Source organism: Nostoc sp. UIC 10630, from assembly GCF_010747425.1.
Lineage (GTDB): Bacteria > Cyanobacteriota > Cyanobacteriia > Cyanobacteriales > Nostocaceae > Nostoc.
The window spans coordinates 1-15,825 of sequence record NZ_JAAGOG010000183.1 but is presented as its reverse complement, the minus strand read 5'-3'; the positions used below and the strand labels follow the sequence as shown (position 1 = coordinate 15,825).

17 protein-coding genes are annotated in these 15,825 nt (G+C 42.1%); 8 read left to right on the top strand and 9 right to left on the bottom strand.

Annotated elements, in window-relative coordinates:
- Positions 1–201: 201 nt before the first annotated feature.
- Both G1O98_RS40920 and G1O98_RS40285 read right to left on the bottom strand, forming a co-directional pair.
- A complete protein-coding gene (locus G1O98_RS40920; RefSeq protein WP_322745255.1) occupies positions 202–327 on the bottom strand; it encodes a uracil phosphoribosyltransferase in 126 nt (41 codons plus the stop codon).
- A 104-nt stretch (positions 328–431) separates the two neighbouring features.
- Positions 432–542, bottom strand: a complete 111-nt coding sequence (locus tag G1O98_RS40285; protein WP_345940605.1) for a hypothetical protein — start codon at positions 540–542, stop codon at positions 432–434.
- A gap of 280 nt (positions 543–822) precedes the next feature.
- Here G1O98_RS40285 and G1O98_RS29940 point away from each other — a divergent pair, with 280 nt between their 5' ends.
- The 6 genes from G1O98_RS29940 to G1O98_RS29915 all read left to right on the top strand — a co-directional run bounded on the left by G1O98_RS29940 (position 823) and on the right by G1O98_RS29915 (position 5,699).
- Positions 823–1,305 carry a tetratricopeptide repeat protein gene (locus G1O98_RS29940; RefSeq protein WP_114084950.1) on the top strand — a complete coding sequence of 161 codons (483 nt, stop codon included), beginning with the start codon at positions 823–825 and terminating at the stop codon, positions 1,303–1,305.
- 21 nt (positions 1,306–1,326) lie between these two features.
- The gene (locus tag G1O98_RS40280; protein ID WP_175586927.1) at positions 1,327–1,662 is read left to right on the top strand and encodes a hypothetical protein; all 336 of its coding nucleotides are present in this window, start codon (positions 1,327–1,329) and stop codon (positions 1,660–1,662) included.
- 245 nt (positions 1,663–1,907) lie between these two features.
- Positions 1,908–3,254 carry an FAD-binding oxidoreductase gene (locus G1O98_RS29930; RefSeq protein ID WP_163935872.1) on the top strand — a complete coding sequence of 449 codons (1,347 nt, stop codon included), beginning with the start codon at positions 1,908–1,910 and terminating at the stop codon, positions 3,252–3,254.
- 134 nt (positions 3,255–3,388) lie between these two features.
- Entirely contained in the window at positions 3,389–4,246 is an 858-nt protein-coding gene (gene thiD / locus G1O98_RS29925) for a bifunctional hydroxymethylpyrimidine kinase/phosphomethylpyrimidine kinase (protein WP_163935870.1), read from the top strand.
- A gap of 159 nt (positions 4,247–4,405) precedes the next feature.
- Positions 4,406–5,014 (top strand): cell division protein ZapB, encoded by a 609-nt coding sequence (locus tag G1O98_RS29920; protein ID WP_163935867.1) that lies wholly within the window; start codon positions 4,406–4,408, stop codon positions 5,012–5,014.
- Between the two features lie 346 nt (positions 5,015–5,360).
- Positions 5,361–5,699, top strand: a complete 339-nt coding sequence (locus tag G1O98_RS29915; protein ID WP_012410794.1) for a P-II family nitrogen regulator — start codon at positions 5,361–5,363, stop codon at positions 5,697–5,699.
- Between the two features lie 112 nt (positions 5,700–5,811).
- Here the strand turns inward: G1O98_RS29915 and rdgB are convergent, their stop codons facing one another.
- Both rdgB and G1O98_RS29905 read right to left on the bottom strand, forming a co-directional pair.
- Positions 5,812–6,390 carry an RdgB/HAM1 family non-canonical purine NTP pyrophosphatase gene (rdgB, locus tag G1O98_RS29910; protein WP_163935864.1) on the bottom strand — a complete coding sequence of 193 codons (579 nt, stop codon included), beginning with the start codon at positions 6,388–6,390 and terminating at the stop codon, positions 5,812–5,814.
- Between the two features lie 72 nt (positions 6,391–6,462).
- Complete coding sequence (locus G1O98_RS29905) at positions 6,463–7,899, bottom strand: phosphoglucomutase/phosphomannomutase family protein (RefSeq protein WP_163935861.1); 1,437 nt, start codon at positions 7,897–7,899, stop codon at positions 6,463–6,465.
- A 309-nt stretch (positions 7,900–8,208) separates the two neighbouring features.
- Between G1O98_RS29905 and G1O98_RS29900 the strand changes: the two genes are divergently transcribed.
- Positions 8,209–9,381: a DNA cytosine methyltransferase gene (locus G1O98_RS29900; protein WP_163935858.1), complete on the top strand. Its 1,173-nt coding sequence runs from the start codon at positions 8,209–8,211 to the stop codon at positions 9,379–9,381.
- 36 nt (positions 9,382–9,417) lie between these two features.
- On the opposite strand, the gene G1O98_RS29895 is transcribed toward G1O98_RS29900, so the two are convergent.
- From G1O98_RS29895 to G1O98_RS29875, 5 genes are all read right to left on the bottom strand, one after another.
- Positions 9,418–10,152, bottom strand: coding sequence for a SinI family restriction endonuclease (locus tag G1O98_RS29895; protein WP_163935855.1), 735 nt, complete (start codon positions 10,150–10,152; stop codon positions 9,418–9,420).
- Positions 10,153–10,319: 167 nt separating this feature from the next.
- On the bottom strand, positions 10,320–10,799 hold the full coding sequence (locus tag G1O98_RS29890) for a plasmid segregation centromere-binding protein ParR (RefSeq protein WP_163935851.1): 480 nt from the start codon (positions 10,797–10,799) through the stop codon (positions 10,320–10,322).
- Between the two features lie 5 nt (positions 10,800–10,804).
- On the bottom strand, positions 10,805–11,974 hold the full coding sequence (locus G1O98_RS29885) for a ParM/StbA family protein (RefSeq protein ID WP_012410800.1): 1,170 nt from the start codon (positions 11,972–11,974) through the stop codon (positions 10,805–10,807).
- A gap of 239 nt (positions 11,975–12,213) precedes the next feature.
- Entirely contained in the window at positions 12,214–12,837 is a 624-nt protein-coding gene (locus G1O98_RS29880) for a DedA family protein (protein WP_163935875.1), read from the bottom strand.
- Positions 12,838–13,288: 451 nt separating this feature from the next.
- The gene (locus tag G1O98_RS29875; protein WP_114084961.1) at positions 13,289–14,371 is read right to left on the bottom strand and encodes a Gfo/Idh/MocA family oxidoreductase; all 1,083 of its coding nucleotides are present in this window, start codon (positions 14,369–14,371) and stop codon (positions 13,289–13,291) included.
- 669 nt (positions 14,372–15,040) lie between these two features.
- Between G1O98_RS29875 and queC the strand changes: the two genes are divergently transcribed.
- The gene (gene queC, locus G1O98_RS29870; protein WP_163935848.1) at positions 15,041–15,715 is read left to right on the top strand and encodes a 7-cyano-7-deazaguanine synthase QueC; all 675 of its coding nucleotides are present in this window, start codon (positions 15,041–15,043) and stop codon (positions 15,713–15,715) included.
- Positions 15,716–15,825 lie beyond the last annotated feature (110 nt).

Sequence of the window (15,825 nt, the reverse complement as noted above, 5' to 3'; positions counted from 1 at the left end):
TTATACCAACTTACTTAGTAGATGTTCAAGAAATAGACTGAGAGAGTTTTCTGTAGTTTTGCAATATATTTATTACGAATTTATTTAAGCTAATTATCTAATTTTGGCAATGCAAAAGTTGTTAATCAATGATTAATGAAGTCTCCCATTAACTACTGCATTGATGGTAATTTTTTGATGGGTAATCAGCTTATTTTGTGTTCAATAAGTGTAGGCATCGCCTGCATTTCCCAAACCAGGAATAATATAGCTATATTCATCCAAATTATCGTCTATTAAATATGTATAGAATATCACATTGTAATATTGCCTACAAAATCGCTCGATACCTTATGGTGCAGCGAATAAGCAGACAGTTGCATATATCTGCACCAAACACAAAGACTTAATCAACGGCTTGTTAGGATAACCGATCGCAGCCAGATCACTGGTCAAAACACCTTCAAAGGCGATCGCGTCAACAACTCTATAAATATGCTCCCAGTTTGTTCAAATAAAGTACGACGCAACTGTGCTTCTGCAATCCCAAAGCGCTTGCTAATTTCTGGTAAATCCCAAATTAGGCATAGTCATTATTTCTTTAGGGATGTTTTCTCCGCTATTAGTCACTAGGAATGCGTCAACTACCTCTAGCGAGTTTTTATTTTTATGACCCTGAATGTCGAGTGTAATATTAGTCATATTGCTGAATACAATAAATCACACAGGAAATTCATAAATAGCAATTAATCAGCGTGAATTTAAAGATGACTTTAAAAATGGCTCAGTAGATATATTTTGTGAGAAAGTTAATACAAAGGTATATTCACTGATTTCAAATTCATGGATTCTTTATCTATCAATTCCTTACTTGAAGAGTTGAAAAACCCCGATGCTACAGTCCGGGACAAAGCAACCAGAAAAATCTGGCGGATCTGGTTTCAGCAAAAGGGAATCTATGGGCTGGAAATAATTGACCGTAGTCAAAAGTTGCTGGATGCGGGTGAAATTGCTGAAGCTGAAACAGCGCTGACGGCACTAATTAAAGACCAGCCAGATTTTGCCGAAGCCTGGAATCGTCGTGCTTTCCTCTATTACAGTATTGGTGATTATCAAAAATCTTTGGCAGATTGTCAGATGGTTGTACAAATAAATCCGATACATTTTGGGGCACTTCACGGTATGGGGTTGTGTTATGCAGCACTAGGAGAATATGGTGAAGCGATCCGAGCTTTTAAACGTGCTTTAGAAATTCAGCCCTATTCACTAGTGAATCAAAAGTTGATTCTAGAATGTACATTTAGATTCAGCTACAACGGCAGATAGGAGAAAGCATCATACTGTTTTATGAATCTGTCATCACCCTCATCAACAGCAATTCATCGCCTTAGTCGCCACAATTTTATTCAATACGCTTCTATCTGGATTGGTAGCAGCGTTATTGCTGCTTGTACTAACAGCAACCAACCATCAACTAGCAATTCTCAGTTGGATAAAGTTACGTTAGGTAAAAACTGGATAGCACAAGCAGAACACGGCGAATTTTACCAGGTGATAGCCACTGGTATTTACAAAGACTACGGTTTAGATGTCAATATCAAAATGAGTAACTTTCAGCTTTCCAGCGCTACTCAATTATTGATGGGGGGTACGGTAGATTTCTTTATGGCATTGATGCCGTGAACGCAATAGCACAAAGTATTCCCAAAATTACAGTCGCAGCAATTTTCCAGAAAAAACCCTGGTGTCTTATTACACATCCCAACCCAGCAATTAAAATCCTTGCCTACTTCAAAGGCAAACCAATTTATATTAAATAAGTGGCATGAAAGTGCTGTAAAAAATGAGAATTAAAATTTAAAAACACAGAGGAGTTAATTCTCTGCAAACTCGTGCGTCCCTATGCGTCAAAAAAAAGGATATCAACTATGACGATAAAATTGGATGCCCTGATTAATTCTTTAGAAGGTATAGAAACCATTACTGATTCTGCCCAAGTAGCAAAATTATCCCAGGATTATCACAACTTTAGCCCGGTACTGCTACCGAAACTAGAGGGAAAAGTCGGGGATATTGTAGTGCGTCCCGCCAATGAAGCAGAAGTTTTAAAAGTTGCAGCCGCCTGTGCGAAACACCGTATACCCGTGACAGTGAGGGGTGCGGGAACAGGAAATTATGGGCAATGCGTACCCTTACATGGCGGTGTAATCTTAGATATGACCCGGATGCAAGGGATTCCTTGGATAAAACCGGGGGTGGCGCGCGTAGAAGCTGGGGTGAAGTTGGCGGCTTTGGATAAAAAAGCCAGAGAGATTGGTTGGGAAATTCGGATGGCACCCTCGACTTACCGCACAGCGACAATTGGCGGATTTATTGCTGGGGGAAGTGGGGGTGTTGGCTCGATCCAATATGGGTTACTAAGCGATCGCGGTAATATCTTAGCACTGCGAGTAGTAACTGTAGAAGATGAACCTCGTGTGATCGAATTACGCGGTGATGATATACACAAGGTGAATCATGCTTGGGGAATTAACGGCATCATTACCGAAGTAGAAATCCCATTGGGGCCAGCTTATCCTTGGGCAGAAGTCATTGTCACATTTGACGACTTTATGACAGCAGCAAAATTTGGTCAGGCTCTTGGTAATGCTGATGGCATGATTAAAAAGTTGATTTCTGTCTTTGCATCCCCAATACCCCAATACTTTCATGCCTTACAACAGTACATTCCTGAAGGGACTCACGCAGTATCTTTGATAATTGCTGAATCGAGTTTAGAATTCTTACCGGGTTTGGTGCAGCAATACGGCGGCCAAATTACTTATGAAAAACCAGCCGAAGAAGCAGCCAAAGGAACACATTTAATAGAATTTAGCTGGAACCACACTACCTTACACGCCCGGAGTGTAGATACTAGAATTACCTACTTACAAAGTATGTTCCCTAGCGCTAACAGTTTGCAAGTGGTAGAGCAGTTCTATCATCACTTTGGCGATGAAGTGATGATGCATTTAGAATTTTTTCGCCTCAACGGTGCTGTAGTTATTGCTGGTTTGCAACTTGTTCGCTACACCACAGAAGAACGCCTCAATGAAATTATTCGCTATCACGAAGAACAAGGTGTAAGTATTGGCAATCCCCACACGTATATTATGGAAGACGGAGGCAGAAAAGTTATTGCTCCTGAACAGTTAAAATTTAAAGAAATAGTTGACCCATATCGGTTGATGAATCCTGGTAAAAGCAAGGTTATTCAATTACCAATTCAAAATTAGTAACCTACAGAAACACATACAGCAGACTTCAATTTGGGTGTTTACAAGCTAAGTCAATAAAGCAGGTTTTAGTTCTGTTAGCGTAGCCGATTCTGACTCCTTAATTCTGCTGTCTCAGAACTTTCTCTTTAATAATGAACACTGAAATAAACTCTAGAATACCTGTTGCGTTAACCATTGCTGGTTCAGATAGCGGTGGTGGTGCAGGTATTCAAGCTGATTTACGCACCTTTGCTTTTCACTGCGTCCACGGTACTAGCGCTATAACCTGCGTCACGGCACAAAACACTCTAGGAGTGAAAAGGGTCGATGCTATGGCAACAGAGGCTGTTGTGGCGCAAATTCAGGCAGTAGTTGAGGATATTGGCGTACAATCTGCCAAAACCGGGATGTTGCTCAATCAGGAAATTATTTTTGCTGTTGCCCAGCAGGTGGAAGCTTTACAAATCGAGAATCTAGTAGTTGATCCAGTAATGGTGTCACGTACAGGGGCACAATTGATTGATGATGATGCTGTGAAGACTCTATCCCATACCCTGATTCCCAAGGCAGTTATCATCACGCCGAATCGCTACGAGGCCCAGATTTTGAGTGGGTTACAAATTAATTCCTTGGAGGATATGCAAGCTGCTGCTGAAATTATTCACAAGACTTTACGGACGAAGGCTGTTTTAGTCAAAGGCGGCGGTATGCAGGGAGATTTGTGTGGCGTTGATATCTGGTTTGACGGGGATAAGTTGGAAGTTTTGACTTGTCAGCAAGTAGAGACAAAAAATACTCACGGTACTGGTTGTACACTATCAGCTGCGATCGCTGCTAATCTGGCTAAGGGAAATGACTTGTGGTCGTCAGTGCAACAGGCTAAGGAGTATGTGACTACTGCACTTACTTACGCCCTAGATATTGGCAAAGGGCAAGGCCCTGTAGGACACTTCTTCCCACTTGTGGGGACTAAGGACTGGGGGCTGGGGGCTGGGGACTGGGAAGATTAACCAATTCCCAATTCCCAATCCCCAATTCCCAATCCCTCATAATAAATCTTTGCCCTTTCGGAATTTTTCTATTATTCTTGGGCATAGTTTCAGGGCTGACTATCTCTGTTAGCATCTCTGTACGATCTACTTACCTTGATTTTTAATACCAAGCCACCGATGCGAACAACCATAGGTTCTGTTCACAGAAATTCGCCAACACCGACTACTCAAGCCTACCCTCCCTCTGTACCACTATCTGTATACAGAGAATTGTCAGCAGAGTTGCAAGCAGCACAGGCGAGGCTAAATGCACTCACTACCCAAAATCAGCAACTAACACAAGAAAATCAACTATTACGCCAAGAAATTGTCAAAGTTGTTGATTCTTTTTCTCATTTGCAAAATTTTGTCGATTCCCATGTTACGCCCAGCTATCAGCAAGCCACCCAAGCTTCTAGCGATGTAAAAAGCGCCGCGAAAGTGCCAGTAACTCAAGCGCCTCCACGTCAGCAGGTTGCTCATCCGCGTCCACCTGTTGTCTCCAAAGCTCCACCCGAAAAAAGCCGCCGTCAAAACTTTGCGACACCTGTAATGGAAATGAATTTCCCCATACAAGAACCAGTTTTTATAGAAGAGCAACAAGTAAGTTATTATTCCACTACTGAGTCAGATCCCAAGGGACTCAATGGCTGGTGGTTAATTATCACCATCTTGCTAATTATGCTTACTGCCTTTAGCGCTGGATATTTCGTTGTACGTCCTTTGTTTGAACATCAGAAACGTTAGTTGACACTCCCACAGTCAGCAGCAGGCTAACGAACAATTTCTCTGTAATCACTCTCTAAGATATTTGAAGATATCTGCTAAATAGCGGAATTTATCTATTTTTAGGTTATAAAAGCTACATAATATGCTAGCTTGACAGCAAATTCTTTATATTAGAACCTCAAAGATTATTTAATTAATAAATCCTTGCTGGTTCTCATATCTCAAACATCAAGCAAAGAATCTACACTGTAAAAAAGTGGTAATTATTACATATCTTTTAGGAAAAGCACTGGTAGTTACAGCTTCAGACAAAGGATCTGGTTAGATATATAAACGAAGCTAGTAGAAGTCAGGAGTCAAGAAGATGAAAAAAGTAGAAGCTATTATCCGCCCATTTAAGCTAGATGAGGTAAAAATTGCCTTGGTGAACGCAGGTATTGTCGGTATGACTGTTTCTGAAGTTCGGGGGTTCGGACGGCAAAAAGGCCAAACTGAACGGTATCGCGGTTCTGAGTACACCGTTGAGTTTTTGCAAAAACTCAAAGTGGAAATCGTTGTTGACGACAATCAGGTTGATATGGTGGTAGACAAAATTATTGCTGCTGCCCGCACTGGTGAAATCGGCGATGGTAAAATTTTCATCTCGCCTGTTGAGCAAGTGATTCGGATTCGGACTGGCGAAAAGAACACAGAAGCAGTTTAAAAAAGTTATGAGTTAAGAGTTATGGGTTGTGAGTCAGGACTAAATGAATGAAGATTTAACAGAATTCATAAATCCTACTCTTGTAGAGACGCGATTAATCGCGTCTCTACTCCTAACTCCTAACTCTCTCCAGTTGTGGGAGTAAAGCTGTAAAAGCCTTGCCTCGATGACTTATTGAACCCTTCAACTCTCGTGTCATCTCAGCAAAGGTCAATTGCAACTCTTGCACATAAAAAATTGGATCGTACCCGAAACCACTATCACCACGAGGTGCGTGAAGAATTTCACCACGACAAATACCTTCAGATTCTAATACGATCGCACCATCAGGACGAGCGATCGCTACTGCACAAACAAACTGCGCTTGTCGATTTACCTCGTTGCCTAATTCTTTCAATAACCTAGCAATCCTTTCTGAGTCCGTTTTGGCGTAACGTGCAGAATAAACCCCTGGTGCGCCATTTAGGGCATCTACTTGCAAACCCGAATCATCAGCAATCGCCCAGTTCCCCGTAGCTTTAGCAATTTGTGATGCTTTTAGACAAGCGTTGGCGGCAAAAGTTTCGCCCGTCTCTTCAATTTCTAATTCTTCAGGTTTGAGGGTTAATTCCCAACCAGAATTTTCCAGGTAAGCTTGCATTTCCTTCAACTTACCTGGATTTCCTGTAGCTACTACAAGTAATTTGGTCATTTGTCATTTGTCATTGGTCATTGGTCATTAGTCATTTGTCCTTGGTAAATGACTAATGACTAATAATAAATTTTACCCCGCCCACTGTTTCGCCCAAGCAAGAGTTTGATGCACTTGCTCAATTGTCGAGGCTTCGCAGTAGAGGCGTAAAACTGGTTCAGTCCCGCTAAACCGAATCATTAACCAGCTTTTATCAGCGAGGCGATATTTGTAGCCGTCAATTGTTTGGCAATCAATTACTGCTAACCCTGCAATTTCTGTTAAGGGTTTGGTTTGCAGTTGTTGCAAAAGACGCGATCGCACTTCCATACTTGCTAAGGGTAAATCAATGCGATCGTAAGCTGAGATAAAACCTGTCTGTTTTTGCAAGTAGCGATTATACTCGCCTAAATCCAAACCAGATTCTACGATCGCCTCTAGGACGTACAATGCTGACAGCAGGGCATCGCGTTCGGGAATATGACTGCCATAGCCAATTCCTCCCGACTCTTCGCCACCTAGCAACACTTTTGCTACTAACATTCTGTCAGCAATATATTTATAACCAACAGCTGTCTCAAACACTGAGAGGTTATGCAGTGCTGCTACAAGGGGCATCAAGTCGGAACCACTGACAGTTTTGACTATTTCTCCACTAAAACCGCGCCGCAGGGTTAAATGGTCGATTAATATCGGGATTAAGACTTGGGAACTTAGGAAGTTTGCTTCTCCATCCACTGCTGCAATGCGATCGCAGTCTCCATCAAATACCAACCCCACCGTTAAACCTGATTTATCGGTTTCTCGGTGAGTCTTGATGACTTCAAATAGCTTTGAAAGGTATTTAGGTAAGGGTTCCGGCGCACCGCCACCAAAGAGGGGGTCACGTTCGCTGTTGATTTCTTTGACCTGATTGCCTAGTAGTCTCGCCAATCCGCCAGCCGCAGCGCCATGCATAACATCGGCAAATAATGTCAGTTTGCCAGATGCGATCGCTTCTCGAAGTTTGGCAATATCAACTTTACGTTCTAGCGCTTGGGTATAACTGGGCCAAGGATCAAATTTTTCTTGCTTGCCTGGGGTCGCTGCTAGAGGTACTCCCACTGACAACTGCTCTTCTATCTCTTTTGTGACTTCTGGCGGTACTGATCCACCAAAATAACCCTTGACTTTTAAACCCAAATATTTACCAGGATTATGGCTGGCTGTAATTACCAGTGCCCCTAAAGCATTGAGTTCTTTTGCTGCCCAACTATAAGCTGGGGTTGGGGCATAACTCTCGCTCAGTAGCACATCAAATCCGACAGCACTGACAGTATCGGCAACAGCACGAGCAAAGTCTTCAGCCATGAATCGGCGATCGTAACCGACAATTATTGTCCGGCTACCTACCTTAGAAAAATATGTATCATATAATACTTTTGCGGCAACTGGCGCGACCAGGGCTAGGCGTTCAAAGGTGAACTCGTCACCAATAATGCCCCGCCAGCCGTCTGTACCAAACTTGATTGAGTTAGCTACAACTGGCATCTAGGTATCCTAACTGTCTACTTGAGGATTCTAGCATTTATACAGTGTGCAGAGTAAAAAAAGAATCTAGTAAAAATATGTACTAATGATATTCAATACAAAGGCGAGCAAATTTGTGCATTGTACAAATGCAATGTCTAACGATAAGCCCGTCTACGCCAGCCACATTTAAAAGAGAATAGCGCCTTTGTAACATACTGTTTCAAAAGGCTTACACTATTAGAATTGCAGGTATTTATCGTTAGCATGAAGCAGACTTGAGGGTTCCAGCAAATCGTATATTTGATTAAGGCTGTAAGGATAAAAACAGTGATAGACAATCGGGCAATATCAATCAGTTTATTTACAGGAGCAGGTGGACTAGATATTGGGATAGAACAGGCAGGTTTTCGGGTAGTAAGTGTTGTTGAGAAAGATCCTGATGCTGCGAAGACTATAGCTTTCAACCGACCTCACCTAAATAGTGCCGTAGCAAGAGATATACAGAAAATCACTGCTCAAAATCTTTTGGAGGAAGGGGGATATGTTATTAACCTTGGTAGACCTCTACGTATTGGAGAAGTAGATTTAGTAACTGGTGGCCCCCCTTGTCAACCCTTCAGCACAGCAGGAAAACGTGGTTCAGTTATGGACCCTCGTGGCAGCTTGTTTATGGACTTTATACGTATTGTTGAACAATTGCAGCCACGCTTTTTTGTCATGGAGAATGTTAAAGGTTTACTCTCGGCTCCTATTCGTCATAGACCTCATTTGGAACGAGGAACGGGTTATGCTCCTCTGGAACTAGATGAAATGCAAGGGAGCGCTCTTGAGATTGTTCTAGAAGAAATGAAGCGCCTTGGTTATCAAGTTATTTATAAAGTAATGGAAGCAGCAGATTACGGTGTTCCGCAAAACAGAGCGCGAGTAATCTTTATTGGCTCAAGAGATGGTGAATCGGCTACATTCCCTTTGCCTACTCATAGTAAAGATGGCTCTTTATTACCTCAATGGCGCACTCTTAAAGATGCTCTGATCAACTTAGAAGATCCACAACCAGAGTATACTTCCTACTCAAAAAACCGTCTTCAATATTTAAAGCTTTTAAAAAGTGGTCAAAACTGGAGAGATTTACCTAACGACTTGATAAAAGAAGCAATGGGAGGCGCTTACAAATCTGGAGGCGGTAAAGTAGGGTTTTACAGAAGGTTATGTTGGGATAAGCCCTCTCCTACCGTTACTACAAGTCCTTACCAAAAGGCTACAGATATGTGTCATCCAGAGGAACTTCGTCCTCTAAGTGTTCGAGAGTGCGCCAGGATTCAAACCTTTCCAGACTCATGGATTTTCTATGGTTCGACAGCCTCTAAATATAGACAGATAGGTAATGCTGTACCTGTACTCTTAGCTCAAGCTATTGGTGACTATTTACATAGTCTAATTAGACAGGAAAAACCTAAAGGGATACCAGTCTTTGAACAGCTTTCACTATTTAATCACTAAATCCCTAGCCTATTGATTATTTGAAGACTTTTACTACTAAATTTGTTGCCAGTACTTACTATCTTCTACATACAATGCTGCATGATTTTCAGCAATGGTTTGTCTAACAAAGACAGCAAAGTCTTCTTCAGAAAGATTAGAGCATCCTATTAATTGATTTAGTTCCTTCCAATAGTAAGCTCCATTTTGAGCATTGACTCTATGCCATTTCCGAATAATAGTTCCTTTACGGACACTACTGCTTGAACTATTTTCAGAATTACTACGATTTTTAACTTGTAATAGCTCACCTTTCTTGGTGCAAAAATCAACCTTATTTATAGTTTCACCCCAAGCACAGTACCAACCATAAAATGACAATTTTTCGGCAAGATATTCTTCTAAAAGAAGACCTAATATGTTTTCTGCCGACATGGAAAGACGATGAGCATACTTTATGTGATTAATGCCATCATTTCTGAGAGTAGGTAAACGAGCAGAAATAATCGTGTCAATAATTTTGTCAGAGACAGTGCCTATCTTCTTACTAGTTCGCTTTGAGGCTCGATTATTATAACCGCCAAAATACTTATTTAACCACTTAGTAATGTAATCTAAGCGAGAATTGCATACTTTTAAATATGGAAATAATTCAGGCGAATTACAACAGACGGATAAAACTGTTTTTACAGAATCATTCCAGAACATCCCAGCATGAAATTTGGCGATATTTTCAGCTTCGGACACGATCCGATTGGCATCAAAATCCGGTATTTTTAGGTTATTGCTCACAGTTACTATTGGGTAAAATCTGCTGTTTCAGTTATGAGCGATCGCCCCATCTATACAAATATCAATAATCCCAATATTTTCATATATAAACATTAATAATCCTTAATAGTGAATACTATTAAGGATTGTTAATATGAGCAAAAACTGCTCACAAACCTGATTTTTCCTTAAAAATCATCGAGAAACTGACTAAGGCGACTGATTACGGGGTCAACCTCTTGAGGAGGGGTAGCAACAGTATAAGAAGTATTATTTACTACTTCTAATTGACTTGGAGACGCAATGAACGATCGATCGTTGACTATGAGCGCCAGTTGTGCGACTTGTTGAGAAAGTTGCAGTAGATGATGTTCCATCGCCTCCAAACGATTAGATCCCTTGGCAAAAAAACGTTCCTCAAGTCCAGCCACTTGACGTTGCAGTTCACCGATTTGTTGTTCAATCGGTGTTGTTGCTGCTGTTTGTGGAGCAGGTTGTACAGATTCCGGTACACATAAAGATTGCCACAAGGCTTCTTTACAGAGGTCGCTGAAAGTCTTGTCTGGTTGTTTTTCCAAATAACTTTCTACTTGCGCTAACAAGCTTTCATCAGCAAGCTCTGGGTTGAACGTGACGGATTTAACTACCTTTTTTGACCATTGGAACATCAGCTTTATGCCCTAGCAGCGCGATTGGAGGATAATTGTGCCTCTCCATAAATATACTGCCCCAAAGCATTCGCCTGACGGGAAGGTGCTGCTAAATGAGCATTAATCTTTGCTTCCTTGAGTAGACGTTGAACGTCATCCCAGAAGAACTCACCACCGCCACCAGTGAGAATCACATCGGTGACGCGTTCTGGCAACCAGGCTAGCACACGGCTACAGATTTCGCGCGAAAACATCTCTGTAAGGTTGGGAAGAAAATCGTCTAGGTTGGTGGGCTTGCTAGCGCCTTTAGGACGGTAATAGCGTTCACCTCTGGGTTTGTTAACAGCAGAAATCAGCGCCAGAGATTGACTATCTGCTCCCTCGATTTCGGCAGACACCAATTCATAAAACTTATTCATACCGAAGTCTTCGCTTTTAGAAGCACCTCTGGCAAAACGGAAGTTATCTACCATCAAAAGATCGACAGTTTGATGTCCAATATCAACGATCGCTACCGATATTTTTGTAAAATCGGGACTGCTAGGACTTTTCTTTGGTTGAGCTTCAGACCACAGCAGGCTACCGTAGCCCTCTGGCATTACCCATACTTTACTCACATTCAACGATATAGATTCGCCTCGAAAGTTCAAGACATGAGGGCCACCTACTTGGCTAATCAACTGTGCTTTTTCTTTTTCAAATTGCTCTAAAGAAAGAAAAGGCAGACCAAGTACAACTGAGATATCGTCTCTGAGTTTGAAGTAGCCAGCACTTGCTAACACTTTTACCAATGCAGCCTCTACCTTAGATTGGCCAACTCCTAGATTGGCCCCAAAATCTGCTGCTAGTTGACCAACAGCATATCCATTTCCTTGATACTCCAGCCACAAATCCATTAAGGGGTCAGTAGCTCTGGCTTCAAAAACACCACCGCGTACTTGTTCTATTGACATCTGCTTAACGTTGGCCGGTACGAATACCACACTGCCGGGTTCACGACTTACACAAGTTTTTGTGGAAGTTCTACCTAAATCAACACTGAGAATGGTTTTCCCTGAACCACCGCCTGACTTGGTAGTAGTGGGAGGATTATTATTAACAGCATTTATGGGAGTCGTCGATGCTAACGGCTGCCTATTCATGGGTATAGCAGCACTATTCATAGGGTTAGCGGCGGAAGGTTGGTCTGTCATGAAAGCTCCTAGTTCAAACTTAACTGTAAAAAGTTGTCATGCTCATCTTACAAAAATGCGAGCAACCAGAAATTCTAGGTTGCGTCAAGTGTAGCTAGAAATACGCCAAAAATTAATTTTGACCATATCTCCGATGGGCTTTGCCTTCGTACATCTAGTATTATTTGGCATAGTGTAGGCGAATTTTGGCCAGATGTAACCCCTGCTTTCACTGCTTTCAAACCAAAAGCGTCCGTATTTCATCTTCTAGTACGTCTTAACTGGCGCTTGAATATCCAGAAAACAAATGCTAGAACCAAACCGCCAAGTACGATTTTGGATACAGGAGCAAGGTACTTGTCCACAAGTTCGTACTGACTACCCAATATGTATCCTGAGTATGTTAGCAAACCCACCCAAGCCGCGCTACCTACTGTTGTGTAAAACAAAAATGGTAGTAAGGGCATATTGCTGATCCCTGCGGGAACAGAAATCAAGGTGCGGATTCCTGGTACAAGACGACCTATTAATACTGCTTTTTTACCTTGTCGGTCAAACCACTTTTTGGCCTTGGTAATATCTTTACTGGATATAGCCAGCCATTTGCCATACTTGTCAGCCCAAGCTTTCAAACGAGTTTCACCCAAAAACTTACCTGGATAGTACCAAATAAGTGCGCCCAATACAGAACCCAAAAGTCCTGCGAAAAACACACCAATGATATTTAGCTTTGCCCCTCCTGGTTGATATGGACTTGCTGTAAATCCAGCCAGTGGCATAATCAATTCTGAAGGAATTGGGGGAAAAAGGTTCTCTAGGAACATTAGTAGGGCGATTCCCCAATAGCCAAAATAGTTGATAGTGTTAGTTATCCATTCAAGCATTGAGTCAATTCCTAAAATTGCGGCACTAGTCTTGTTACTAAGATTGAGCCTTAGTTTTTTAAAAGCTAATTGTCCCCGCTTGCTAGAGCCAAGGTAACTTGGTTGCACTAAAAGTTGCATCGCAACTTAAAAATAGAGGAAGACAAGTGGAAGCTAGGGGTCTGTTTCATTAATTTCGAGGGTTAGAAAAGTTCGTAAGTAGCTCTAATTCTTGAAATTGAGCGATAAATCACCCACGAACCTCACAAAATTACTGAAACGAACCACTAGGTTTTGTTTTCTAATTTTTTAGATCCCCCTTAGTCAGTTTTATAAAAAGACTAGGGAGGATCTAAAGACTTGATGGCAAATTTAAAAACATACTCTAGGGTTTTCTTCTGAGTTGGTGGCTGTGGGAGAGTAGGGAGAAAATTTTATCTTGTCCCCCTCATCCCCCTCATCCCCTCTTCTTTTAGGCTGTCGGGGTCAGTGATTGTACTCTTGGTTCCGATTGCCAGTCTAATGGATTCCAAACTCGATCTTCCAGCGCCATCTGTTCAATCAAACTTGCCAGTCTCAGCGCTTTGAGAGCTTGTTCACCACCTACTGAGGGTTGATTGCCACCATGTACACAGTTGACAAAATGTTCTAATTCTGCACTTAGAGGTTGAATATTGCTGGTGTAGACTTTTTCAATCACACCATCTTGCCTGTAAAGTACTTGTCGGTGGTCGGTGAGAGAATTGGCAGGCGTTTGTCGGTGAATCAAGATTTCATTCTTGAGAAAATCTGCCTCAGTAAATGAATTTTTGCAATGGGCGACAATCCGGCGAATTTTTCGGTGAGTGACTTTACTGGCAGTCAGAGTAGCAACAATACCATTGGCAAATCCCAAAGTGGCAGTTACGTAATCTAAATAACCAGAGTCCAAGGAGCGAGTACCGCTAGCAGTCAATTTTGTGACTGGGGAAGCAGCTAATTCCAAAAGTAGGTCGATGTCATGGATCATTAAATCCAGCACAACCGAGACATCATTTGCCCGATCTGAGTAAGGACTCATTCTGTGGGCTTCTAGCGCCAGCAATTCCTCAGTTTTTAGAACTTGGCTCAGTTCTTTAAAAGCTGGGTTGAAACGCTCAATATGACCTACTTGCAGGATACACTGAGACTCTGCCGCCGCATTTACTAAAGACTCTGCCTCAGAAATACTGGCTGCGATCGGTTTTTCAATCAAAACATGAATTCCCGCTAGCAGACAGCTAATGCCTACGGCATAGTGCAGACGAGTGGGAACAGCTACACAAACTGCTTCCACAAGGGGTAGCAGGTCACAGTAATCTTCAAAAAAACGCACCTTGTACTTGCTGGCAGTTTCTAATCCTCGTTCGACGTTAATATCTGCGACTCCAACCAGTTCAACATCTTTCATTGAACTCAGCACGCGAGCGTGGTGTTGTCCCATGTTACCCACTCCAATCACGCCTATGCGGATCGGTCGTGGCTGGTTGCGCTGTGTATATAGATTCGGTTCTGCCACTGACATGCTATCTTGCACTATTATTCTCTCCTCAACCACCAAATTTAGAGACGCTACGGCCGTTGGCGTTTATACTCGAAAGCCAGTTACGATCCGTCTAAAACCATCCAGATGGTAACATAGAGCCTATGTTTATGAAGAATTTCAAAGTTTGCGATCGGTTCCCGTAATCCAAACATCTTTTGTATAGATAGTTCGGGTTTGTTTTTGATTTTGCACTTTCTACAAAAAATATATGTCTTTTTATTAACTTTAAAACATTCAGTAAGACTTAAGTGTAAATTCTTCAAAGTTTTCAGGGTCAGCTTCCTCGGTTCGGACTTCTCTCTGGGATACCGTTAAGTAATTAGTTACTGAGAGCAATACCTAATTGACAACACTAAAATTACAAAATAGTCAAAAATAATACTTAAGCTTGTTTCAAAAAAATATTCTCAGGAATTATTGTCACTGATTAACGGAAAAGATTTTTGTATGATTATTTGCAGTAGCTACCGTAGAAACATATTCTTGCAAAGAAACAAGCTACTAGCAGCGTCTCGTAGAGAAGATATCACAGCGCTTTTTGAGAGAAGGTGGTGTGGCTTGAGCATCACTAAGAGACGTTTAGGAATCTTTTTGGCATTGCTCCCTGGCATCTTGTTAAGGTGTAATTTGGCGATTTAAAATTCAAAATTTGCAATCGAGATGAAAGCTGTAATTCTGTTATCTGGGGGATTAGACTCTTCCACAATTCTGTATCAAGCTAAGGCTGATGGCTGTGAATGTCATGCTATTTCCTTTGATTACCAGCAGCGACACCGACGAGAGTTACAATCAGCCCTAACTGTTGCTAAAAAGGCTGCGATCGCAAAACATCAGGTAGTGAATTTTGATTTACGTCAATGGGGTGGTTCCGCACTTACCGATGACGCGATTGATCTACCCCAGGAGCGATCGCTGGATGAAATGTCTCAAAATATTCCTGTGACTTATGTTCCGGCTCGTAATACCATTTTTTTAAGCTTTGCTCTTGGCTACGCCGAAACGATCGCGGCTGAACGTGTTTATATCGGTGTCAACGCCTTAGATTACTCAGGATATCCTGACTGTCGCCCCGACTATATCCAGGCAATGCAGGAAGTTTTTCGTCTGGGAACCAAACAAGGGCGTGAGGGACAGCCAATTAATATTGTTGCACCCCTAATCAACTTGAAAAAAACCGAAATCATCCAACTAGGGAACCAATTGGGAGTTCCTTGGGAACTAACTTGGTCTTGCTATGCCGGTGATGATGTCGCCTGCGGTGTATGTGATTCTTGTCGCTTGCGGTTGGCAGCTTTTGCCGAGTTGGGACTTGTTGATCCACTGGTGTATGCTTAGTCGGGTATTGGGCAAAAGAGTTCCGTTAGCGGATAGCTAGGGTTTAGCCCGTGAAGAGTTAGGAGTTACGAATTCTCCTCCTGCCTCCCCTGCCCCCTACTCCCCTGCTC